The following is a 21,199-nucleotide window of genomic DNA, read 5'->3' as shown; positions in this document are numbered from 1 at the left end:
ACGATAGTCTCCCACCCCGCACAGCGCGCTTCCGCGGGCTAGGCTGGCACCATGACTGCTCCGCTCCCTGACCAGGCGTCGAATTCCGGGCCCATCCCGGCCCTGTCCATCCGCGGGCTGGCCAAGAGGTTCGGCGGAAAGATCGCGGTGGACGGCATCAGCCTGGAGGTTCCGGCCGGCTCATTCTTTGGCATCGTGGGTCCCAACGGTGCGGGCAAAACCACAACCTTGTCCATGGCCACGGGGCTGTTGCGCCCTGACTTTGGCACCGTCGTGGTCCATGGGGTGGATGTCTGGCAGCATCCGCTGGAGGCAAAGCGCTTGATGGGAATCCTGCCCGACGGTGTCCGCCTTTTCGACCGGCTCACCGGCGAACAACTCATTACCTACGCCGGGTTGCTGCGCGGCATGGACAAGGCCGTGGTGGCGGCCCGGGTGGCGGATCTCCTCGCGGCAATGGACCTGGCCCAGGACGCCGGGACGTTGGTGGTGGACTATTCCGCCGGCATGACCAAGAAGATCGCCCTTGCCTCCGCCATGATCCATGCCCCGCGGCTCCTGGTCCTGGACGAACCATTCGAAGCAGTGGACCCGGTCTCCGCCGCTAACATCCGCTCCATCCTGGACCGGTACGTCGCTTCCGGGGGCACCGTCATCGTGTCCAGCCATGTGATGGACCTGGTGCAGCGCATGTGCGACCACGTGGCCGTCGTGGCCCGCGGCCGGGTCCTGGCCGCGGGGACGGTTGACGAGGTCCGGGCCGGTGCTTCCCTGGAGGACCGGTTCGTGCAGCTCGTGGGCGGCCACAGCCACACGGAAGGGCTCGAATGGTTGCGCACCTTCTGAGGCTCAAGCTCACGCTGCTGCGAAACGGACTGCGCCGCAGCCCCTGGCAGCTGGTGGGTATGGCCATCGCCGGGCTCTATGCGCTGGGCCTGGTGGCCATGCTCGTCATCGCCCTGGTCCTGCTGCGGAACGCCGGCACCGGAACCGCCCACACGGCCGTGGTGCTGGGCGGTTCTGCCGCCGTGCTCGGCTGGGGCGTCATCCCGGTGGTGGCCTCCGCCACGGACATGACCTTGGATCCGGCACGCTTCACGACCTTCGCCATTCCCATGAGGCAGCTACTGGCAGGCCTTGCCCTTGGTGGCTTGATCGGTATTCCGGGCCTTGCCACCACCCTGGTCGCCCTGGCCACGGTAGCCACCTGGTCCCGCGGTGTCCTGCCCGCGCTCGCGGCCCTCGTGGGCGCGTGCCTGGGAGTCATGACGTGCGTCGTGCTGGCAAAGGTTGTCACCACCGCCACGGCGGGCCTCGCCGCGTCCAGGCGGTTCAAGGACATCAGCATCATCGCCTTCATGGTTCCCCTGGTGCTGCTCGGTCCCATCGTGGCGGCCGTCGGCCGCGGGGTGTCGGCCTCCACGGGTTTCCTGCCGGATGTCGCCGGGACCCTGTCCTGGACCCCGCTGGGCGCGCCGTGGGCGCTCGGCGGTGACGTCGCTGCCGGCCGGCCGGCTGCGGCTGCCGTGAAACTGCTGGTGTCGGTGGCGGTCCTGGCCGGCCTGGCCTGGTGCTGGAAGCTGCTGCTGGAAAGGGCCCTCGTCACGCCGCCGTACACCGGTGCCGGCAAACGGAAAGGCGGCCGCCTTGGGCTGCTCGGGGTCCTTCCGCCCACCCCGGCAGGCGCCGTGATGGCGAGGTCACTGACCTACTGGCTCCGGGACCCGCGGTATTCCGGTTCGCTCGTGGTGATCCCTCTGCTTCCCGTGATCATGCTGTTCCAGGGTGCGCAGACAGGCCACTACGGGGGCGTGGCCTTCCTTGCCCCGGTCTCGGCGTTCATCCTTGCCTGGTCCATCTCCGCCGACGTGTCCTACGACAACACCGCGTTCGCCCTGCACGTGGCCACCGGGGTCCGCGGTGTGGCGGACCGGCTGGGCCGGTCCCTCGCGTGCCTTGCCTTCGCCCTGCCGGTGGTCCTGGTGTTCGCGGTGGGGGCTGCGGCGCTGACCCGCGACTGGGCTGCGTTGCCCGGCCAGCTGGGGCTTAGTTTGGGGATCCTGTTCAGCGGCCTTGGCTTGTCTTCGGTGGTGTCTGCCCGGTACACAGTCACGGTTCCGCGGCCCGGCGACAGCCCGTTCAAGAAGCCGCCCGGGAACGTCGGCCAGACCCTCGCCGTGCAGTTTGTGGGGATGCTGGTCCTGCTGGTCCTGGTACTCCCCGAGGCAGCCCTGCTGGTGGCACAGGCCGTGACGGGCAGCGCTTTGTTCGGGTGGATCAACCTGGCCGTCGGCCTCCTCCTGGGCCTGGTCCTTTTCGCGGCCGGTGTCCGCCTGGGCGGCAAATGGCTTGACGCCAGGGGCCCGGAACTCCTGGCGCAGGTTTCCGTCAACCGCTGACAACCCCGGAGGGAAGAGCATGGAAGTCGTCATCCTCGGCAGCGGCAGGCAAGCCGGAAGGCTCGCGGCCGATGCCATCGAGAAACTGGTCCGGCGCAAACCCGATGCGGTGCTTGGCCTTGCCACCGGGTCCTCACCGCTGCCGGTCTATGACGAACTCGCTGCCCGGCACCAGCAGGGCCTGGACTTCAGCAGGACCTCCGGGTTCGCGCTGGACGAATACGTGGGCCTGCCCGCCGGCCACGCTGAGTCCTACCGGGAGGTGATCCGCCGGGAATTCACCAACCGGGTGAACATCGCGCCGGAGAACGTCCACGGACCGGACGGAACCGCCGAGGATATCCCGGCAGCCTGCGCCGCGTATGAGCGAGCCATCGCCGCGGCCGGTGGTGTGGACCTGCAGCTGCTGGGCGTGGGCACCGACGGCCACATCGGTTTCAACGAACCGGGCTCGTCCTTTGCCTCACGGACCAGGATCAAAAGCCTGATCGAACAGACACGCCGGGACAACGCCAGGTTCTTCAACAGCCTCGCCGAGGTCCCGCACCACGTACTCACCCAGGGCCTGGGCACCATCATGGCAGCACGGCATGTGATCCTCCTCGCCACCGGCGCGCAAAAGGCCAAAGCCGTCCGCGACTTCGTGGAAGGCCCGGTGGCGGCCATCTGCCCGGCCTCGATCCTGCAGTTCCACCCCCATGCCACGGTCCTGCTGGACGAGGCCGCGGCATCCGCCCTGAAACTCGCGGATTTCTATCGCCACACACATGAGAACAAGCCCGGCTGGCAAGGCTTGTAGGCGATGTACCGGCCGTCGCGTGCGTCCCTGAACGCGACGACGGCGGCCCCTGCCGCACCCCGGCGCGGGCGTGCCGCCGTCGAACGCCCGGCCACCGGAAAGGCTAAGATGGATGCCATGACTAGCATGACGGACCCTCTCGAAAACGACCCGATGCGCGAGCTTTCCGGGGCTGGAACGTCCACGGCCACCATCGAGCGCGAGGAGCTGCGCCAAGAGGTGGAACCGGGCGACCGGGAGCGCTTTGCCCACTATGTGCGCAAGGAAAAGATCATGGAGTCGGCTTTGACGGGCGAGCCCGTCATCGCGCTGTGCGGCAAAGTCTGGACGCCGGGCCGGGACCCGCAGAAATTCCCGGTGTGCCCCGAGTGCAAGGAAGTCTATGAGGGCCTCCGGCCGGGCAACGACGGCGGGAAGGGTCCGGGCGACTCGGGCAACAATAAGTAGTGACGGAGACGCTCTTTGGCGGCCCCACCCTGCCTCCGGCTTATCCGGAACGTGCAGCCTGGGGAACCGCGCCCAAACTCCGTGCCTGGCAGCAGGAAGCACTCGACCTCTACCTGGCGAAAAGTCCCCGCGACTTCCTTGCGGTGGCAACCCCCGGCGCCGGTAAGACCACCTTCGCGCTCCGGATTGCCTCGACGCTGATCGATTCCGGTGCCGTGAACCGGGTGACCATCGTGGCGCCCACCGACCACCTGAAGCGGCAGTGGGCTGACGCCGCCGCCAAGGTGGGCATCGCCATCGATCCCAACTTCAAGAACTCCGACGGCCAGCACGGCCGCGGATTCATCGGTGTTGCGGTTACGTATGCGCAGGTGGCCAGCAAGCCCTTGCTGCACCGCGCCAAGACCGAGGCCGCCCGGACGCTGGTGATCCTCGACGAGATCCACCACGGCGGCGAAGCCCTGTCCTGGGGCGATGGCCTCCGCGAGGCCTTCGATCCGGCGGTGCGGCGGCTGTCCCTGACCGGAACCCCCTTCCGTTCGGACACCTCGCCCATCCCGTTCGTGGAGTATGCGGAGGACCGGGAAGGCATCCGCCGCTCCAAGGCGGACTACACCTACGGTTACGGCAACGCCCTGCGCGACCACGTGGTCCGGCCGGTGATGTTCATGGCTTACTCCGGCCAGATGCGCTGGCGCACCAGCGCGGGCGAAGAGATGGCCGCCTCGCTCGGTGAGGCGGCCGTCACCAAGGACATCACCAGCCACGCCTGGCGAACCGCGCTGAATCCGGCGGGGGAGTGGATCCCCGCTGTCCTGGCCGGCGCGGACAAGCGGCTCAGCGAAGTCCGGCGCACCGTACCGGACGCCGGCGGCCTGGTCATCGCCACGGACCATGAAGATGCGCGTGCCTACGCCGGGCAGCTGAAGAGGATCACCGGTGAATCGCCCACCGTCATCCTGTCGGACGATGCCAAGGCCTCCAGCAAGATCGAGGAATTCTCTGCCGGCGAGAAGCGCTGGATGGTTGCGGTCCGCATGGTGTCCGAAGGCGTGGACGTGCCCCGGCTCTCCGTGGGCGTCTACGCAACGTCCACCTCCACACCGTTGTTCTTCGCCCAGGCCGTGGGACGTTTCGTGCGTGCCCGCAAGAGGGGCGAAACGGCGTCGGTCTTCCTGCCGTCCGTGCCGCAGCTGATGGCGCTGGCCAACTCCATGGAAATGGAGCGCGACCACGCGCTGGACCGGCCGGAAAAAGAGGACGGCGACGGACTCTTCAACCCCGAAGACTCGCTGATGGAAGAGGCCAACCGGGAAGAAAAGGCCTCCGACAGCCTCACCAAGGGCAAGTTCGAGGCACTCGACTCGCAGGCCTCCTTCGACCGGGTCCTCTTTGACGGCGGCGAGTTCGGCACCGGCGGCGAGGTAGGGTCCGACGACGAAATGGACTTCCTGGGAATTCCGGGCCTGCTGGACGCAGAGCAGGTGGGGACGCTCCTGCGCCAGCGCCAGCACGAACAACTGAACCGGAAGAACCGGAAGGCCCCAACCGTCGAAAGCCAGGTTCCCGCCGTCCCTGACCACCGGATGCTGATGGACCTGCGCAACGAGCTGGCCAAGAACGTGGCGGCGTGGGCCGCCCGGACGGGCACCCCGCACGGCGTGGTCCATACCAAGCTGCGCACCGTGTGCGGCGGCCCCCCGGTGGCACAGGCCAACGAGGAACAGCTGCAGTCCAGGCTCCGGAAGCTCCAGGACTGGTTCATCGGCCGTAAATAGGCCTCAGGCGATATCCACGCCGCCCAGTTCCATTTCGGCTATGGCGTCTTCGAGGTCGGCGGCAATCCCTGCCGTCAGGGACCGCACCACGGTGACGCCGTAGCCCGCCTGGACCGCGTCCAGCGAGGTGGCCTTCACGCAGTAGTCGGTGGCGATGCCCACCACCACCACGTCTTCGACGTCATGGCTCTGCAGCCAGTCATCGAGCCCGATCGCGTCCTCGTCCACTCCCGACGCGTCCAGGGACCCGGCCATTGCGCCGGCCTGGCGCTCGCCGGTGGGAACGGCGTCCTCGGGAGCCAACAGGCCCTCGAACCCTGAATACGCGGCCGCGAACTGGCCCTTCCGGAAGTACGCGTCGATGTACTCGGTGTCCAGGTCCGGGTGCAGTTCGGCGCCACGGGTTCCGGCCACGCAGTGCCGGGGCCAGCTGTCAACAAAATCGGGCGGGTCGGAGAAATGGCTGCCCGGATCGATGTGCCAGTCCTGGGTGGCCACCACGAAGTCGAATTCGTTGTGGTGGGCGTCCAGGTACTCGCTGATGGCGCCGGCCACGGCCGCACCACCGTCCACGGCGAGCGAGCCGCCCTCGCAGAAATCGTTCTGGACATCGACGATGATCAGTGCGCGGGACATCAGTCCTCCTCAGTGGTCTTCATAGAACGTGGGAATGGCGGGCTCGCCCCGCTGAAGGCGGTTCACCACTGGGGGGAGCTCCGCCATGGAATCGGCGTGCCGCTGCCGTGCGCGGACCACGCCTTCGTGCCCGGTCCATCCCGGTAGCAGTTCGCCGTTCTTCATGAACTGCTGCAGCAGCGGCCGGTCGTTGCCGTCATCCTCCGGCCGGTGGCCCACCCCCACAACCTCGGCCGTGGCGGTGCCGCGCTCGTCCAGTTTCCGCAACGCATACTTCCGGCCGCCCACGCTGGCCTTGTTCTTGGCCGCCTTGGCCACGGAGACGAAGTTTCCGGCGTCGTCCGTCCTGCTGACCAGCTTGTAGACCATGCTGGCCGTGGGAGCCCCGGAGCCGGTGACCAGTGAGGTCCCCACGCCGTAGGAATCAACGGGAGCGGACTGCAGCGCAGCGATGGCGTACTCATCAAGGTCCGACGTGACCACGATCTTCGTGTGCTCGTTACCGAGGTCGTCGAGCAGCCGGCGTACCCACTGTGCCTGGGCGACGAGGTCGCCGGAGTCCAGCCGGACCGCGCCCAGCCGTGGCCCTGCCAGGTCCACTGCCGTGCGGACTGCCTTCTCGACGTCGTATGTGTCCACCAACAGGGACGTGCCTTCGCCCAGCGACGCGATCTGGGCCTCGAAAGCCGCCCGCTCGTTATCGTGCAGCAGCGTGAACGAGTGCGCGGCCGTACCCACCGTGCGGATGCCGTAGCGTGCGCCCGCTTCCAGGTTGGAGGTGCTGTCAAAGCCGGCGATCACGGCAGCCCGCGCGGCGGACGCCGCAGCCTCCTCGTGCGTCCGGCGCGAACCCATTTCGATGCACGGCCGGCCGCCGGCCGCGCTGACCATCCGGGACGCTGCGGAGGCAATGGCGCTGTCGTGGTTCAGGACGGAGAGCAGGTATGTCTCAAGCATGCACGCCTCGGCGAAGGAGGCCTCGACGATCAGGATGGGGGAGTTCGGGAAGTAGGCTTCGCCCTCCGCGTAGCCCCAGATGTCCCCGGAGAACCTGTAGTTGGCCAGGTACTCCAGGGTTTCCCGGTTGACCACCCTGGTACGTTCCAGGAAGTCCAGCTCAGCCTCGCCGAAGCGGAAGCTTGCGATGCCCTCCAGCAGGCGGCCGGTACCCGCCACAATTCCGTAGCGCCGGCCGTCCGGCAGCCGCCGGGCGAAGGCCTCGAACACCGATTTGCGGTGCGCCGCCCCCGAATGGAGGGACGCCTGCAGCATGGTCAGCTCGTAATGGTCGGTGTAAAAGGACGTGCGGGGATGGTCCCAGCCGGCGGAGGTGCTCACGAAAGTCACTCTAGTCCCCACCGGCTCCCTCGTCTCGCTTCGCTTCGCCGTGGGGCCCTCGCCGGTGTGGGCCCACCCACCGGCTCCCTCGTCTCGCTTCGCTTCGCCGTGGGGCCCTCGCCTGTGTGGGCCCACCCACCGGCTCCCTCGTCTCGCTTCGCTTCGCCGTGGGGCCCTCGCCTGTGTGGGCCCACCCATAGAATGGACAGATGACCATAAGCGTTGCGCCCGGCCCCGATACACGGGAGGGCGTCCGGACCGGCACAGCGGAGTCCACCGACTCCCTCACCGCTCCGGACATCCCCTGGAACCTGGTGATCTGGAACGATCCCGTCAATCTCATGAGCTACGTGAGCTACGTCTTCCAAAGCTACTTCGGCTACTCCGAGACCAAAGCCAACAAGCTCATGATGGAGGTCCACAAGAAGGGCCGCTCGATCGTGGCCGCAGGCAGCAAGGAACAGGTGGAACGCCACGCGGTGGCGATGCACGGGTTCGGGTTGTGGGCCACGGTGGAAAAGGCCAGCGGCGGCCACGGCGGCAAAACCGGGAAGTCCGGCGGTCCGGGCCAGGGTAAGGGGAAGCGTGGCTAAGGCATTCAAATACGGCCTCAAGGGCATCACCGGGTTCCTGGAACCTGCCGAACGGGACCTGCTGCGCAGCCTGATCGATGACGTTATCTCCATGCTCCAGCCGGAGGAACGCGACGGACAGGACCCGCTGGCTGCCCTCATTGGCCTGGACATGGACGTTGCCGAACCTACGGACCGCGCGGTCAAGCGGCTCCTTCCCAACATCTCGAAGAACGACGACGCCGCGTCCCTGGAGTTCCGCCAGCTCACCGAGCGCTCGCTGCGGGAAACAAAAATCGGGGCGCTCCGTGCGGCGGCGCTGGACCTGGACAAGGATGAGATCGTCCTGACGCCGGAGGGGGCAAAGCACTGGTCCATGGCGCTCAATGACGTCCGGCTCGTCCTGGCAGAGCGGCTGGACATCCGCGACGAGGCCGACGCCGAACACGTCCACCGCATGCAGGACTGGTCCCAGGCCGAGGATGTGGAAAGCTACCTGGCCCTGGTTTACAACTTCACCACGTGGCTTCAAGAGTCCGTGGTCCAGGCCATGCTGCAGTCCCTGGAAACCCGCCGGTGAGCTGCGGCGGCCAGGGGGAGGCCGTTGGTTGTGACACATTCGACATGAGTCGCTGGACACAAGATGATGGCTGAGCCTTCCGGGAAGACCTATCCTCGAATAATCATGACAACAGCCTCGAGCACGGACCCGACGTTGGATGCGCAGCCTGCCGGCGACGGCGACCTCCCGGCCGCCGCACCGGAAACCCGGCCCATCGGCGTCTTCGACTCCGGTGTTGGCGGGCTCACCGTGGCCCGCTCCATCATTGACCAGCTGCCCAACGAATCGATCCTCTACGTCGGCGATACCGCCCACGGACCGTACGGCCCGCTGCCCATCGCCGAGGTGCGCGCCAACGCCCTGGGCGTGATGGACGAACTGGTGGACTCCGGTGTCAAGCTGCTCACCATCGCCTGCAACTCGGCGTCGGCCGCGGTCCTTCGGGACGCCCGCGAGCGGTACACCGCCAAATACGGCATCCCCGTCATCGAGGTCATCCAGCCCGCCGTGCGCCGCGCCGTCGCCGCCACCCGCAGCGGGAAAATCGGCGTGATCGGCACCTCCGCCACGGTGGGCTCGCGCGCGTACGAGGACACTTTCGCCGCCGCGCCGGACCTGGACATCACGTCCGTGGCATGCCCCGAATTCGTCAGCTATGTCGAGGCCGGCATCACCACCGGGCCGGCGCTCTTGGCCGTCGCAGAGGAATACCTGGCGCCCCTCAAGGCCGCCGGGGTGGACACGGTGGTCCTGGGCTGCACGCACTACCCGCTGCTGACCGGCGTCATCTCCTACGTGATGGGCGCGGACGTCACCTTGGTTTCCAGCGCCGAGGAGACAGCCAAAGACGTCTACCGCGCGCTGGCCACCCACAACCTGCAACGCCCGTCCGGCACCCCGCCCGAGCACCACTTCGTGGCCACCGGCGACGCCGGCCAGTTCGAGGCGCTCGCCCGGAGGTTCCTGGGCCCCGAGGTCCTCTCCGTCCGGCACGTGGACCACGTCGCCGCGCAATACCCCACCGGCAGCCTCGCCCGCATCACGCCGGAAATGATTGCCGCCGCACAGGCCGCGCGCGGACGCCCCCGGATCTCCAATTTCGTAGGCGGCGGACTCGCCGACGCAGGCCGAGCCGGAGGACCCCGCCCGTGAAGCTGACCATCGTGGGGTGCACTGGCTCCTTCCCCGGGCCCGGCTCCCCGGCGTCGTGCTACCTGCTGACCGCCACCGACGGCGAGCGGACCTGGAAGGTGGTGATGGACCTCGGCAGCGGTGCGCTGGGCGCCATCCAGCGGTACACCGACCTGGAGGACATCGACGCCATCTTCCTCACCCACCTGCACCCGGACCACTGCATGGACTTGTGCGGCCTGCACGTCGCCATCCGCTGGAAGCCCGGCGGCTGGGGCCGCGGCCGCATCCCGGTGTGGGGCCCTGCCGCGACGGCCAACCGGATGGCCACCGCCTACGGCCTGGACCCGGATCCCGGCATGCACGAGGAATTCGATTTCAGCAACTGGACCGAACGTGAACCCGTGACCGTGGGGCCGTTTACCGTCACGCCCTTCGCCGTCAACCACCCCATCGAGGAGGCCTACGCCCTGCGGGTGGAGGTGGTGGAACCCGGCAAGGACGGCGTCCCCGTCACCCGGACGCTCACGTACTCCGGCGACACCGACTCCTGCGCCGGGCTTGAGGAAGCCGCCAAGGACGCGGACCTGTTCCTGTGCGAGGCAGCCTTCGAAGAGGGCCGTGACGACGGCATCAAGGACGTGCACCTGACCGGAAAGCGGGCGGGGGAGACCGCAGCCGTGGCCGGGGCCCGCCGGCTCCTGCTGACCCACATTCCGGTGTGGACATCGCCCACCACCGTCATGGCCGAGGCCCGGCCGGTTTTTCCCGGCGACGTGGCCGTGGCAGTGGCCGGTGTCCACTACGCCATCTAGCGGCGGGCCGCACTCGATAAGCTAAGGGCATGACATCTGAAGCAACTGCAGTGCCCATCGTGCGCGCCGACGGCCGTGCCCCCGACCAGCTCAGGCCCATCAGCATCACCCGCGGATGGTCCAACCAGGCTGAGGGATCGGCACTGATCGAGTTCGGCAACACCCGGGTGCTGTGCACGGCCTCCCTGACTGCCGGCGTTCCCCGCTGGCTCAAAGGCGAAGGCCGCGGCTGGGTCACCGCCGAGTATGCCATGCTGCCCCGGGCCACCAATACGCGCTCGGACCGGGAATCGGTCAAGGGCAAGATTGGCGGCCGCACCCACGAGATCTCGCGCCTGATCGGGCGTTCGCTGCGCTCCATCATCGACACCAAGGCGCTGGGCGAAAACACCATCGTGCTGGACTGCGACGTGCTGCAGGCCGACGGCGGCACACGCACCGCCGCTATCACCGGGGCCTACGTGGCGCTGGCGGACGCCATCCGGTTCGCCCGCGACACCAAGCTCATCGCCAAGAACGCCCAGCCACTCCTCGACACCATTGCCGCCGTCTCGGTCGGTATCATCGACGGCGTTCCCATGCTGGACCTGCCGTACGTGGAGGACGTCCGGGCCGAAACAGACATGAATGTCGTGGTCACCGGCTCCGGCAAATTCGTCGAGGTCCAGGGCACAGCGGAAGGCGCCCCGTTTGACCGGGAGGAGCTGAACCAGCTCCTGGACCTGGCCCTGCTGGGCACCACGCAGCTGGCCGCCATCCAGCGCGAAACCTTGGCGGACGCCCTGTGAGTGCACCCTCACCCAAGCTCGTGCTCGCCACGCACAACGCCGGGAAACTGCGCGAACTCCGTGAACTGCTGCGCGGGCAGGTGCCCGGGCTCGACGTCGACACCCAGGTGGTGGACGCTGCGGCGGCAGGTGCGCCGGACGTCGTCGAAACCGGGGTGACCTTTGCCGAGAATTCGCTGCTGAAGGCCCGGGCGGTGGCCGGGGCCACCGGCCTGGTGGCCATCGCCGACGACTCCGGGCTTGCCGTGGATGTCATGGGCGGGGCGCCGGGCATCTTCTCCGCCCGCTGGGCGGGACGGCACGGTGACGACGCCGCCAATCTTGAACTGCTGCTGAACCAGCTGTCGGACGTTCCCGATGAGCATCGCGGCGCGGCGTTCGTCTGCGCGGCAGCCCTGGCAGTGCCCGCCGGCACCGCAGGGCCGGGCCGCGAGGTGGTGGAGTACGGCCAGCTGGAGGGCGTCCTCCTGCGCGAACCCCGGGGTGCCGGCGGCTTCGGCTACGATCCGGTGCTGCAGCCGGCCGGTGAGAACCGGAGCTGCGCCGAGCTCTCCGCCGACGAGAAGAACGCCATCAGCCACCGCGGCAAGGCCTTCCGTGCCCTGCTGCCCGCCATCGTGGCAGCCCTGGAAGCAACGGGCTGAAGGTAGCGGCACGCCGCACAACAGAAAAGGTGCGCATCCCGCCGGGGTGCGCACCTTTTTCCGGATGTGGGGCCGGACTATTCCTGCCGGCCGCCGGGGAGCTTGCGCGGAGTCTTCTGCTCCGCTTCGGGTCCGTGCTCCTCGATAAATTCGTCGACGGCGTCGGTGCCGTAGGCCTGCGCCTGGCGCCTGGCTGACATGCCGCGCAGGAGTTCAATGCCGATGGGCACGACGGAGACCAGCACGATGGCGATGAAGATGATGTCCAGGTTGTCCCGGACCCACGGAACGGTGTCGCCCAGCAGGAACCCGAGCAGTGTCACGCCGCCACCCCAGAGCACCGCACCGATGACGTTGTAGATGAAGAATTTGCGCTTGCTCATCTGCGCCACGCCGACGATCACGGGGACAAAGGTCCGGATGATGGGAACGAAACGGGCCAGGATAAGCGCCTTGCCGCCATGCTTTTCAAAGAACGCGTGCGCGCTCTCGACGTTCTCGCGCTTGAAGAGTTTGGAGTCGGGCTTGTTGAAGAGGGCAGGGCCCGCTTTGGAACCGATCAGGTATCCCGCCTGGTTGCCGATGATGGCGGAGACCACGATCAGCAGGGCCAGGATCCAGATGTTGAACTTGATGGTGCCCGTGGCAACCAGCAGGCCGGCAGTGAACAGCATGGAGTCGCCGGGAAGGAAGAACCCCACCAGCAGGCCGGTCTCGGCGAAGACGATGCCGCATACCAGCAGGACCACCCACGGGGCGAGCGCCGGATCGGCCAGGAAGACCTGGGGGTTCAGCCAGTCGGGCAGGAAGGAGGCCATTGGCGGCTGCACCGGACCCGCGCCGCCCAGCATGGACACAGCGAGGTGGTTCATCACAGGAAAGTTCACCCCTCAAGCGTACTTGACCGGCCTGCGCCTCCCGGGCCTGTCCCTCCCGGCCCGGGGCCGCCGTCGGCGGTAAGGTGGGGGCCGTGGGTTTGGACTTTACGGCGATCGACTTCGAAACAGCCAACGGCTTCCGGGGCTCCCCCTGCTCGGTGGGCCTGACAAAGGTACGGGGCGGCAAGATTGTCGACGAGGCCTCCTGGCTGATGCGGCCGCCGGCCGGCTACGACCACTTTGACCACCACAATGTCCGGATCCACGGAATCACCCCTGCCGACGTTGCGGTGCAGCCGCGGTTCGGGGAGCTGTTCCCTGAAATCGGGGCGTTCATCGGCGAGGACGTACTGGCCGCGCACAACGCAGCCTTCGACCTGGGCGTCATCCGCTCTGCGCTGGAAGTGTCAGGGCTGCCGGGCCCGGCCTACGACTACGTCTGCACGGTCATGTTGTCGCGCCGTTGCTATTCGCTGGTCTCCAATTCGCTTCCCTTTGCCGCAGAGGAAGCGGGCGTGCCGCTGGTGAACCACCACGATGCTGCGGAGGATGCCCGGGCCTGCGCCGGCATCCTGATCGACATTGCAGCCCGCAACGGTGCCAACAGCATCGCCGAACTGTACCTGTCCCTGGGTTTGGCCATGCCGCGCCAGCAGGCGTTTGATCCCGCCACCGGCGAAGTGTCGAAGCCCAGCCTGGCGGCAATGTCCGGCGCCTCAGGCAACGGCGCGGCGCTGGTGCGGCGGTTCCAGTCCGGTTGGCCCGAAGAAGGGCTCAATCCCGAACCAAACGCCGACGCCGAGCCCGGCCACCCGCTGTACGGCCAGACCGTCGTATTCACCGGGCAGCTTTCCATCGGCCGCCCGGACGCCAAACTCCGCTCGGCCCACCACGGTGCCCGTACCGAGAGCCGGGTGACCGGCCGCACCACCGTCCTGGTGGTGGGGGACGGGTTTGTGGCCTCGGACCTTCGCTCCGGACGGTTGACCGGGAAGGCGCGGCGTGTCCTGGAGCTCCATGACCGCGGGCAGGCCATCGAGGTGTTGTCCGAGGGCGAGTTCCTGCAGATGGTGGGCAGTGCAGCCGTCCCCGGGGCCCGCTTGAACGCCCCCACCGCACCCGCCGGAGCGGATGCCTTCGCGCCGGCCCTCAACGCCTGAGGCGGCCTCGCGGTATCCTCCCGGGTTCATCGGGCGCAACAAATCTTGGCCGCCGGGCGCTACCCTCCTAGCCTTGCCTGATGAGCTCCTTGTTCGCTTTCCCCAACCCGGTCAACGAGTATGCGGCCCGCACCACAGCCGCCCTGGTGGTACTGCTCTCGGTGGTCACGGCAGTGACTGGTTCCGTGTGGGGCCTGCTGGCCATCGCCGTCGGGTTCTGGCTGCGGCTGCTCTTCGGCCCGCGGATCTCACCGTTGGCCGTCCTCTCCGTGAAGGTCATCACTCCGCGGCTGGGAAAGGTGAAGCTCGTTCCCGGGCCGCCAAAGCGCTTTGCCCAGGGCATCGGCGCGGCCGTCTCCACGGCCGCCCTGCTGCTGTTCGCGTCCGGCCTGGGCCTGGCAGCGTGGTTGCTGCTGGGGATCCTGGTAGTGGCGGCATCGCTTGAAGCGTTTGCCGGATTCTGCCTGGGTTGCACGATTTTCGGCTTCCTGCAGCGCCGCGGAGTGATCCCCGAGGATGTCTGCGAGGCCTGCAGCAACATCAGCCTTCGCCGGTCGTGACCCGCACCAGCTGATCCGCCATCCCACGGACCACCTCCGGGCCTTCCAAGGCGCCGAGCCATGGGGCGGGCAGGCAGTCCTCGCCGTACCAGGCGCCCAGGATGTTGCCCGCCAGGGAGCCGGCGGTGTCGCTGCCGCCGCTGTGGTTCACCGCCACGGCCATGGCGTCCCGGAAGTGCTGTTCCGGCAGCACCGGGGCGCCCCCGGCCGGAAGCGTGGCGAGGACGGCGTAGAGTGCGACGGCGAGAGCCTCCTCCGCGAACCAGCCCTCTCCCAGTGCCTGGATCAATCCCTCGGGCGGAAGAACTGCCGTGTCTGCGAGCCGCAGGGCCGCTTCAAGCCGGTGGGGCAGCTCCGGTGCCACGTGCGGGATGGCGGCCGCGTGCGCGGTCACGGCGGCGGCGGCTTCCCGGAGCTCCTCTCCGGCGACCAGGCGGTGGATCAGGAGGCTGAAGACACCGGAACTTTGGCGTGCTGCCGGGTGGCCGTGGGTCAGTGACGCGGCATCGGAACTCAACTTATAGGCCGCCTCGGGCGAGATGTGCGGGATCAACCCGAACGGCGCCGAGCGCATCACCGTGCCGGCACCTTTCGAGTCCGGATTAACGGGCCGCACCGACGTTCCCATCTCACCGGTGGCCAGGCCGCTGATGCAGTCCTGCTCCGGGTGGCGCCGCTGCCGCAGCACGTCGTTGCCGTCGATCCAGCGCGGCTGGGGAGCCGGTGCGGACGGCCCGGCGTCTATGCCCTGGGTGGCCAGCCAGCGCAGGTAGGCCAGCCAGACGCACGCATTCACGTCCGCGCCCACACCGGAGTTGGCCCACTCCAGCGCCTCCACCAGGCCGTCCACGGTGTAGAGGGTCAATTGCGTGTCGTCGGAGAAATGGCAGGGGCCGGAGAGGTCTTCAAAGTCTGTCAGGCCGTGGGCGCCGAACCGCCGGCGGATCTCGTCGATGGAATCGAACTCCACGGCGTAGCCCAGCGCGTCGCCCAGGGCCCCGCCCAAGAGGGAGCCGTGGATCCGGGACTGGGGAGTGCGCGTGCCGTGGTCGATGCTCATGGAGACAAATTTACCGTCCGGACGCACACCGGACGGTTGGGGGCGCGTCCGGCAGTGGGGAACCGGGAAGCGGGTGTGGACAGCAGGTGTCCAGCAAACGCCCAGACTGGGCTGGAATACTGCTCGGGTTGCCTGCGCTGCCCGCCGCCCCTGCCGGCCGGGGCGGCTCCGCAACCCCAGAAAGCACCCGACGAGCAAAGGTCCAGCCATGAGCACCCCTGTCCCAGCCCGCGACGCACTGCAGCCCGGCGGCACGGATCCCGCCAGCCGGGCACTGCTGCCCCGCCTGGCAGCCGAGGCTTTCGGCAGCCTCTTCCTGGCGGTGGCCGGGCTGGGCGTACCGCTGTTCAGCATTCCGCAGTCCAGCCCGGTACCCGCGGCCCTGGCTGCCGGCCTCGCCATCACGGCCGCCATGCTCGCTTTCGGGCATATCTCCGGTGGCCACTTCAACCCGGCCATCACCTTGGGCCATCTCCTGGCCGGCCGGATCCGGGCCGGGGCGGCCGCAGCGTACGCCGCCGCCCAGCTCGTGGGCGCCCTGGTGGGTGCCCTTGCCTTGTTCGGCATCCTGCGTACCCTGCCCGGCATTCCCGACAGCCGGACCGCCTTCGATACGGTGGCCGCCGGCTTCGGCGACCATTCCATCATCCAGGCACCCCTTGCCGCGGTTGTGCTGCTGGAATTGCTGGGAGCCGCAATCATCGTGGCAATCTTCCTGGGCGCTGCCGGCCGGGACAACGGCGGCCTGCGCGATAACGCCGGCGTGGAGGGCAGCAGCCGGACGGTTGCCGCCGTTGCCGTCGGCCTGTCCTTCGCGTCGCTGCTCCAGGTGGGCCAGTCCGTCGGCAACCTGCCTTTCAACCCCGCCCGGGCCCTCGCCTCTGCCGTTTTCAGCTCCGGTGCGGCGCTGGGCCAGGTGTGGGTATTCCTGGTGGCCCCGCTGGCCGGCGCCGCCATCGCAGGCCTGGTGTTCCGGATTTCAGGCACGGCTGACGCCACGCACAGCGCCGCAGCGGCGGACGCTGCCGACCACGACGACGACGCGAGTGTGGAAGCAGATGGCGGGGACGCCGGGGCCGGGTCTTCGCCGGTCCAGTCCCGGATCGACGATGACGCCGACGCTCCGGGTGCGGAGCCGAACCCTTCGGCGGCACGCACTGCCGCACCGGAGGGGCAGGCACGCAACGTCAGCGAGGCCCAGGAGTTCTTCGAGGGCAAGCGATCCTGATCACTCCGGGCCGCGGCGGTTTCCGCCACTGTCAGTGGCTGCCGATAGCGTAGTTATATGCGGTTACTTCATACCTCGGACTGGCACCTGGGCCGGTCCTTCCACGGCGTTGGCATGCTGGACGCCCAGCGGGCCTTCATCGACCAGATGGTGGCAACGGTGGAACGGGAGCGCATCGACGTCGTCCTGATTGCCGGCGATGTCTACGACCGGGCACTGCCAGGGGTGGACGTGGTCCACTTGCTCGATGACGCCTTGGTCAGGCTCACCTCCGCCGGAGCCAAGGTGGTGATCACCAGTGGCAACCACGACTCCGCAATCCGGCTGGGTTTTGCCTCGCGGCTGCTGGAACGCGGGGGAGTTTACCTTCGAACCAAGGTGGCTGAGCTTGACCATCCACTGCTGTTGCCGCTCGGCCAGGACGCCGCAGGCCGGGACGCCGTCCTGGCCCTGTACGGCATTCCTTGGCTTGAACCCCGGCTCGTTGCCGACCAGCTGGGCGTGGAAACGGCAAGCCACTTCGAGGTGACCCGGGCGGCCACCGCCCTTATCCGGGCCGACATCGCACGGCGTACAAACGCCGCCACCGTCCATTCGGTGGTCCTGGCCCACACCTTCGCCAGCGGCGGCATCAGCTCGGACAGCGAGCGGGACCTCAGCATCGGCGGCGTGGGTGCCGTTCCCCTGGACCTGTTCGACGGATTCGGCTACACCGCACTCGGCCATCTCCACGGACGCCAGGCGCTGTCTGAGCGCGTGCGCTATTCGGGCTCCCCGCTGGCCTATTCCTTTTCCGAGTCCACGCAGCGGAAAGGTGCCTGGCTCGTGGACCTGGAGCCGGATGGAGTCACCTCGGTGCAGGAGATCGAGTGGGATGCCCCGCGAACCCTCGCTGTGCTGCGCGGCACCCTGGCCGAGCTCCTTGATGAGCCCGGGCATGCCTGGGCCGAGACCGCCTACTGCCAGGTCACCCTCACTGATGCCCAACGTCCCGTGCGGGCGATGGAGCGGCTCCGTGCGCGGTTCCCTGAGACCCTGGTCCTGGCTTTCGACCCGCAAGGCGGGAACAACCCGGACCAGGCAAGCTACAGCAGCAGGCTTGCCCACGCCCCGGACGACCTCGCCGTGTGCTGCGGCTTCCTGGACCACGTGCGCGGGCGCAGCGCGGACCAGGATGAACAAGAGGCGCTCGCCGCCGCGTTGGAGAACGTCCGCCTGCTGGAGGCCTCGCGGTGAGGATCCACCATCTGCGCATCTCAGGCTTCGGCCCGTTCGCCGGAACAGAAGACGTCGATTTCGACCGGCTCAGCGCCCACGGCCTGTTCCTGCTGAACGGGCCTACCGGTGCGGGCAAGACCAGCGTCCTCGACGCCATCTGTTTTGCCCTGTACGGATCCGTTCCGGGTGCCCGGCAGGACGGCAAGCGGCTCCGCAGCGACCATGCGGAGCCCGGCCAGGAGCCGGCCGTAACCTGCGAATTCTCCGCCCAGGGGCGCCGCTTCGAGGTCACCCGCTCGCCCGCATGGGACAAGCCCAGTGCACGGGGCAGGAACGGTTTCACCACCCAGCAGGCCAAAACCCTGCTCCGTGAACGCGTCGGCGGAACCTGGGTGGAAAAATCTGCCCGCAATGACGAGGCCGGAACAGAGATCATGGCGTTGCTGGGCATGGACCGTGAACAGTTCACCCGGGTCATCATGCTGCCGCAGGGGGAATTCGCCGCGTTCCTCAGGTCCAAAGCTGCGGACCGCCTTGACCTGCTGCAGAAACTCTTCGGGACGCAGCGGTTTGAAGCCCTGGAACAGGAACTGTCCCGCCAGGCCGCCGCGGCCAGGGATGACGTTGCCGCCCTGGTCGGCCAGCTGGGTATGCTGGCGGCCCGTGCCGAAACCGAGGCCGCGCCGCTCCAGCTCCCGCAGGACGGGGCACCGGCGCCAGAGGATACCGCCGGCAGGCTTGGCTGGTTGCAGGCCGCTGTTGCTGCGCGACTGGCAGAGCTCACGGAGCACGCAGCGGGCGCGACATCCCTCAGCCAGGAACGCCGCAGTGACGTGGAACGGGAAACCGCACGGCACGAGCGGGCCCGCAAACTCCAAGCGGCCACCGTGCGGCAGCAGGCCGTGAAGGACGGGGCAGCACGGCAGGAAGAACTCGCTGCCCGGCTGGGCCGGCACCGCGAGGCGGAAGTCCTCCAGGGACAGCTGCGCGCGGTGGATGCGGCGGCCGGCAAAGTGCAAAGCGCCGGGGGCGCCGCTGAGGCCGCCATGACCCTCCTCAGGATGGCTGCCGCGGACAGTACCGAACTCGCCCAGCTCAACTTGGGCGCGGATGAAGCCGCCGTGCCGCCGGTCCAAACCCACTCGGGCTCCGTAGGCCACAATACGGCGGAAATCGTGCCGGGGGCCGCCCAGGAGCTGGCCCGGCTTCGGTCGCTGCTGGCTGTCGTCGAAGCACGGCTGCCGGATGAGCAGAGGCTGCAGGAGCTGTATGGGCGCCACCGCAGCCTGGCCGGCCGGCAGGACGAACTCAGGCTGGACGTGGAGACGCTGGGAAGCCGGGTTGCGCAGTTGCTGGCGGACCGGGAGCTGCTGGCCGGAACCATGGGCCAGCTGGAGCCCCGTGCCGCCGACGCCGCGCTCCGCCGCAAGGAGGCGGCCGCTGCCACGGAACTTCTCGACGTCGTCCGGCGGTACGGGACGGCCATGAAGGGCCGGGACCTCGTGAACGCCCGATACGACGACTCACGGGAAAGCCTGCTGGAGGCGAAAGGCCGGTGGCTGGACCTGCGGGAGGTCCGGCTCGCCAACGCCGCATCCGAGCTTGCCGCCAAACTGGTGGCCGGTGAGCCCTGCCCGGTCTGTGGAAGCGGAGAACATCCGGCGCCGGCGGGATCCGGCACGGAAGGACCGTCGCTGGCCCAGGCCGAGGAAGAGGCCCACGCCGCCTATGAAGCGGCCGAGGCAGCCCACAGCGCTGTCAGCACCGAACGCGCCGAAGCCGAGCAAACGGTGGCCGTCCTCGCCGGACAAGGCGGGACCATCCCCGTGGCCGAGGCCCGCACAGGGGCCGAGGAGGCGTTGGCTGCGGCAGAGGCCGCCGAACAGGCCGCGGAAGAGCTCCAGGAACAGCGGCAACGGCTGGAGGCACTCGATGCAGGTATCGAACAGGCCCGCTCCGCGCTGTCAGACGCGGAGGCTGAGCTGTCCCACACCGCTGTCCTGCTCGCCGACCTCGCCGAACAGGCTGCCGCACTGGACGGGGCCCTTGCCGGCCTGCGCGGAAACCACCGCACCTTGAACCGGCGGCTGCGGGTCCTTGAAGACGCCGTGGCGGTCCTGGATAAGGCTGTTGAAGCGCAATCACGGCTGGACACCGCCAGGGCGCAGGCCGCCGAAGCGGAGGAGAACCTCGAGCTTGCCCTGCCGGGGGCGGGTTTCGCCTCTGCCGCCGAGGTTCGCAGCCAACTGCTGGGAGCTGCGGAAGTGGCAGCACTCGAAGCTGAGGTCCGCACGGCCGGGGAGGAAGCTGCCCGGGTAGCCGGGCTGTTCGAGTCGGAGGACCTGGTGCTGGCCATGGCCGAAGCAGGAGACGGCTTCCTACCCGACGATGAACGGCTCGAGGTACTCCGCAGCCAGGCTGCTGCCGCGCACCATGACGCCCGGGAGGCTGATCTCGCCGCAGGACTGGCCCGCCGGTGCCTGGCGGCCCTTACCTCGATAGCGGCGGAATATGAGGACCTGGCGTCCTCGTCCCGGGAACCGGCCGAGCGGGCACAGATGCTCGCCGGGCTGGCCGAAGCGGCCGCGGGCAGGGGGGAGAACACCTACCGGATGAGCCTGAACAGCTACGTCCTGGCCGCGCGGCTGGAACAGGTCGCCCATGCCGCATCGGAGCGCCTGGTGGCCATGAGCGATGGCCGCTACCTGTTGCAGCACACCGATGCCAAGGCGGCCCGCGGTGCCAAATCGGGATTGGGCCTTGAAGTGGTGGACCAGTGGACGGGCTTCCGCCGCGACACGTCCACACTGTCCGGCGGCGAATCCTTTATGGCGTCGCTGTCGCTGGCCCTGGGCCTGGCGGATGTGGTCCAGCAGGAGTCAGGCGGCGTTGAAATTGAGACCCTGTTCGTTGACGAAGGCTTCGGCAGCCTGGATGAACAGTCCCTTGAACAAGTCATGGACGCCCTCGAAGGCCTCCGCGACGGCGGCCGCGTGGTGGGGCTGGTCAGCCATGTGGCCGAGATGAAACAGCGGATTGGCACCCAACTGCAGGTGCTCAAGAGCCGGAACGGCTCCACGCTGCGGATATCTGAAAGCGTGGACGCACTTTCCTGACCCCGGCGGATATACTGGACCGCGTTACCGGGTTGCGCGCATCGGGAGGAGGGACGATGCGCATGGATTG

The 21,199-nt window shown here is 68.3% G+C and carries 20 protein-coding genes; 16 read left to right on the top strand and 4 right to left on the bottom strand.

Going from position 1 to position 21,199, the window contains the following annotated elements:
* Positions 1-51 precede the first annotated feature (51 nt).
* The 5 genes from C563_RS0100645 (at position 52) to C563_RS0100625 (ending at position 5,423) form a co-directional block, all read left to right on the top strand.
* The gene (locus C563_RS0100645; RefSeq protein ID WP_018760103.1) at positions 52-846 is read left to right on the top strand and encodes an ABC transporter ATP-binding protein; all 795 of its coding nucleotides are present in this window, start codon (positions 52-54) and stop codon (positions 844-846) included.
* Positions 828-2,399, top strand: coding sequence for a hypothetical protein (locus C563_RS0100640; protein WP_018760102.1), 1,572 nt, complete (start codon positions 828-830; stop codon positions 2,397-2,399). Before C563_RS0100645 ends, C563_RS0100640 begins: the two co-directional genes overlap by 19 nt.
* Positions 2,400-2,418: 19 nt before the next feature.
* On the top strand, positions 2,419-3,198 hold the full coding sequence (gene nagB, locus C563_RS0100635; protein ID WP_018760101.1) for a glucosamine-6-phosphate deaminase: 780 nt from the start codon (positions 2,419-2,421) through the stop codon (positions 3,196-3,198).
* Between the two features lie 108 nt (positions 3,199-3,306).
* Positions 3,307-3,645 (top strand): DUF3039 domain-containing protein, encoded by a 339-nt coding sequence (locus C563_RS0100630; protein WP_018760100.1) that lies wholly within the window; start codon positions 3,307-3,309, stop codon positions 3,643-3,645.
* On the top strand, positions 3,645-5,423 hold the full coding sequence (locus tag C563_RS0100625; protein WP_018760099.1) for a DEAD/DEAH box helicase: 1,779 nt from the start codon (positions 3,645-3,647) through the stop codon (positions 5,421-5,423). The genes C563_RS0100630 and C563_RS0100625 overlap by 1 nt, the downstream gene beginning before the upstream one ends.
* A gap of 3 nt (positions 5,424-5,426) precedes the next feature.
* Here C563_RS0100625 and C563_RS0100620 read toward each other — a convergent pair whose 3' ends face one another.
* Complete coding sequence (locus tag C563_RS0100620; protein WP_018760098.1) at positions 5,427-6,059, bottom strand: isochorismatase family protein; 633 nt, start codon at positions 6,057-6,059, stop codon at positions 5,427-5,429.
* Between the two features lie 9 nt (positions 6,060-6,068).
* On the bottom strand, positions 6,069-7,397 hold the full coding sequence (locus C563_RS0100615; RefSeq protein WP_026264234.1) for a nicotinate phosphoribosyltransferase: 1,329 nt from the start codon (positions 7,395-7,397) through the stop codon (positions 6,069-6,071).
* 209 nt (positions 7,398-7,606) lie between these two features.
* Between C563_RS0100615 and clpS the strand changes: the two genes are divergently transcribed.
* The 6 genes from clpS to rdgB all read left to right on the top strand — a co-directional run bounded on the left by clpS (position 7,607) and on the right by rdgB (position 11,909).
* Complete coding sequence (gene clpS, locus C563_RS0100610) at positions 7,607-7,990, top strand: ATP-dependent Clp protease adapter ClpS (protein ID WP_018760096.1); 384 nt, start codon at positions 7,607-7,609, stop codon at positions 7,988-7,990.
* Positions 7,983-8,549, top strand: coding sequence for a DUF2017 domain-containing protein (locus tag C563_RS0100605; RefSeq protein WP_018760095.1), 567 nt, complete (start codon positions 7,983-7,985; stop codon positions 8,547-8,549). Before clpS ends, C563_RS0100605 begins: the two co-directional genes overlap by 8 nt.
* Positions 8,550-8,654: 105 nt before the next feature.
* Positions 8,655-9,683, top strand: coding sequence for a glutamate racemase (gene murI / locus C563_RS0100600; RefSeq protein ID WP_442852920.1), 1,029 nt, complete (start codon positions 8,655-8,657; stop codon positions 9,681-9,683).
* Entirely contained in the window at positions 9,680-10,477 is a 798-nt protein-coding gene (locus C563_RS0100595) for an MBL fold metallo-hydrolase (RefSeq protein WP_018760093.1), read from the top strand. Before murI ends, C563_RS0100595 begins: the two co-directional genes overlap by 4 nt.
* 29 nt (positions 10,478-10,506) lie before the next feature.
* A complete protein-coding gene (gene rph, locus C563_RS0100590) occupies positions 10,507-11,265 on the top strand; it encodes a ribonuclease PH (protein ID WP_026264233.1) in 759 nt (252 codons plus the stop codon).
* Positions 11,262-11,909: an RdgB/HAM1 family non-canonical purine NTP pyrophosphatase gene (gene rdgB, locus C563_RS0100585; protein WP_018760091.1), complete on the top strand. Its 648-nt coding sequence runs from the start codon at positions 11,262-11,264 to the stop codon at positions 11,907-11,909. Before rph ends, rdgB begins: the two co-directional genes overlap by 4 nt.
* A 77-nt stretch (positions 11,910-11,986) precedes the next feature.
* Here rdgB and C563_RS0100580 read toward each other — a convergent pair whose 3' ends face one another.
* Complete coding sequence (locus C563_RS0100580) at positions 11,987-12,781, bottom strand: VTT domain-containing protein (RefSeq protein WP_043423662.1); 795 nt, start codon at positions 12,779-12,781, stop codon at positions 11,987-11,989.
* A 98-nt stretch (positions 12,782-12,879) separates the two neighbouring features.
* On the opposite strand from C563_RS0100580, the gene C563_RS0100575 reads away from it, so the two are divergent.
* Both C563_RS0100575 and C563_RS0100570 read left to right on the top strand, forming a co-directional pair.
* The gene (locus tag C563_RS0100575; protein ID WP_018760089.1) at positions 12,880-13,947 is read left to right on the top strand and encodes an exonuclease domain-containing protein; all 1,068 of its coding nucleotides are present in this window, start codon (positions 12,880-12,882) and stop codon (positions 13,945-13,947) included.
* A gap of 80 nt (positions 13,948-14,027) precedes the next feature.
* Complete coding sequence (locus tag C563_RS0100570; RefSeq protein WP_026264232.1) at positions 14,028-14,507, top strand: DUF4395 domain-containing protein; 480 nt, start codon at positions 14,028-14,030, stop codon at positions 14,505-14,507.
* Here C563_RS0100570 and C563_RS0100565 read toward each other — a convergent pair.
* Positions 14,488-15,567, bottom strand: coding sequence for an ADP-ribosylglycohydrolase family protein (locus C563_RS0100565; protein ID WP_018760087.1), 1,080 nt, complete (start codon positions 15,565-15,567; stop codon positions 14,488-14,490). The two genes, C563_RS0100570 and C563_RS0100565, sit on opposite strands and share 20 nt — an antisense overlap.
* Before the next feature lie 208 nt (positions 15,568-15,775).
* Here C563_RS0100565 and C563_RS0100560 point away from each other — a divergent pair, with 208 nt between their 5' ends.
* Genes C563_RS0100560 through C563_RS0100550 form a run of 3 tightly spaced genes read left to right on the top strand, consistent with a single transcriptional unit; the run spans position 15,776 to position 21,129 of the window.
* Entirely contained in the window at positions 15,776-16,795 is a 1,020-nt protein-coding gene (locus tag C563_RS0100560; RefSeq protein ID WP_018760086.1) for an MIP/aquaporin family protein, read from the top strand.
* 57 nt (positions 16,796-16,852) lie between these two features.
* Positions 16,853-18,031 carry an exonuclease SbcCD subunit D gene (locus C563_RS0100555; protein WP_026264231.1) on the top strand — a complete coding sequence of 393 codons (1,179 nt, stop codon included), beginning with the start codon at positions 16,853-16,855 and terminating at the stop codon, positions 18,029-18,031.
* Positions 18,028-21,129: an AAA family ATPase gene (locus C563_RS0100550; protein WP_018760084.1), complete on the top strand. Its 3,102-nt coding sequence runs from the start codon at positions 18,028-18,030 to the stop codon at positions 21,127-21,129. The genes C563_RS0100555 and C563_RS0100550 overlap by 4 nt, the downstream gene beginning before the upstream one ends.
* The last annotated feature ends 70 nt before the right edge of the window (positions 21,130-21,199 follow it).

Source organism: Arthrobacter sp. 135MFCol5.1 (genome assembly GCF_000374865.1).
Classification (GTDB): domain Bacteria; phylum Actinomycetota; class Actinomycetes; order Actinomycetales; family Micrococcaceae; genus Arthrobacter.
This window is presented reverse-complemented; position numbering and strand designations above follow the sequence as displayed.

What these genes read in the sequence shown, in the direction of transcription:
- C563_RS0100555 (WP_026264231.1), top strand. Translation starts at nt 16,853, where the DNA reads ATGCGGTTACTTCATACCTCGGACTGGCACCTGGGCCGGTCCTTCCAC.
- C563_RS0100645 (WP_018760103.1), top strand. Translation starts at nt 52, where the DNA reads ATGACTGCTCCGCTCCCTGACCAGGCGTCGAATTCCGGGCCCATCCCG.
- C563_RS0100565 (WP_018760087.1), bottom strand. Translation starts at nt 15,567, where the DNA reads ATGAGCATCGACCACGGCACGCGCACTCCCCAGTCCCGGATCCACGGC.
- C563_RS0100560 (WP_018760086.1), top strand. Translation starts at nt 15,776, where the DNA reads ATGAGCACCCCTGTCCCAGCCCGCGACGCACTGCAGCCCGGCGGCACG.
- nagB (WP_018760101.1), top strand. Translation starts at nt 2,419, where the DNA reads ATGGAAGTCGTCATCCTCGGCAGCGGCAGGCAAGCCGGAAGGCTCGCG.
- C563_RS0100640 (WP_018760102.1), top strand. Translation starts at nt 828, where the DNA reads ATGGTTGCGCACCTTCTGAGGCTCAAGCTCACGCTGCTGCGAAACGGA.
- C563_RS0100620 (WP_018760098.1), bottom strand. Translation starts at nt 6,059, where the DNA reads ATGTCCCGCGCACTGATCATCGTCGATGTCCAGAACGATTTCTGCGAG.
- C563_RS0100580 (WP_043423662.1), bottom strand. Translation starts at nt 12,781, where the DNA reads ATGAACCACCTCGCTGTGTCCATGCTGGGCGGCGCGGGTCCGGTGCAG.
- C563_RS0100630 (WP_018760100.1), top strand. Translation starts at nt 3,307, where the DNA reads ATGGATGCCATGACTAGCATGACGGACCCTCTCGAAAACGACCCGATG.
- C563_RS0100570 (WP_026264232.1), top strand. Translation starts at nt 14,028, where the DNA reads ATGAGCTCCTTGTTCGCTTTCCCCAACCCGGTCAACGAGTATGCGGCC.
- clpS (WP_018760096.1), top strand. Translation starts at nt 7,607, where the DNA reads ATGACCATAAGCGTTGCGCCCGGCCCCGATACACGGGAGGGCGTCCGG.
- rph (WP_026264233.1), top strand. Translation starts at nt 10,507, where the DNA reads ATGACATCTGAAGCAACTGCAGTGCCCATCGTGCGCGCCGACGGCCGT.
- murI (WP_442852920.1), top strand. Translation starts at nt 8,655, where the DNA reads ATGACAACAGCCTCGAGCACGGACCCGACGTTGGATGCGCAGCCTGCC.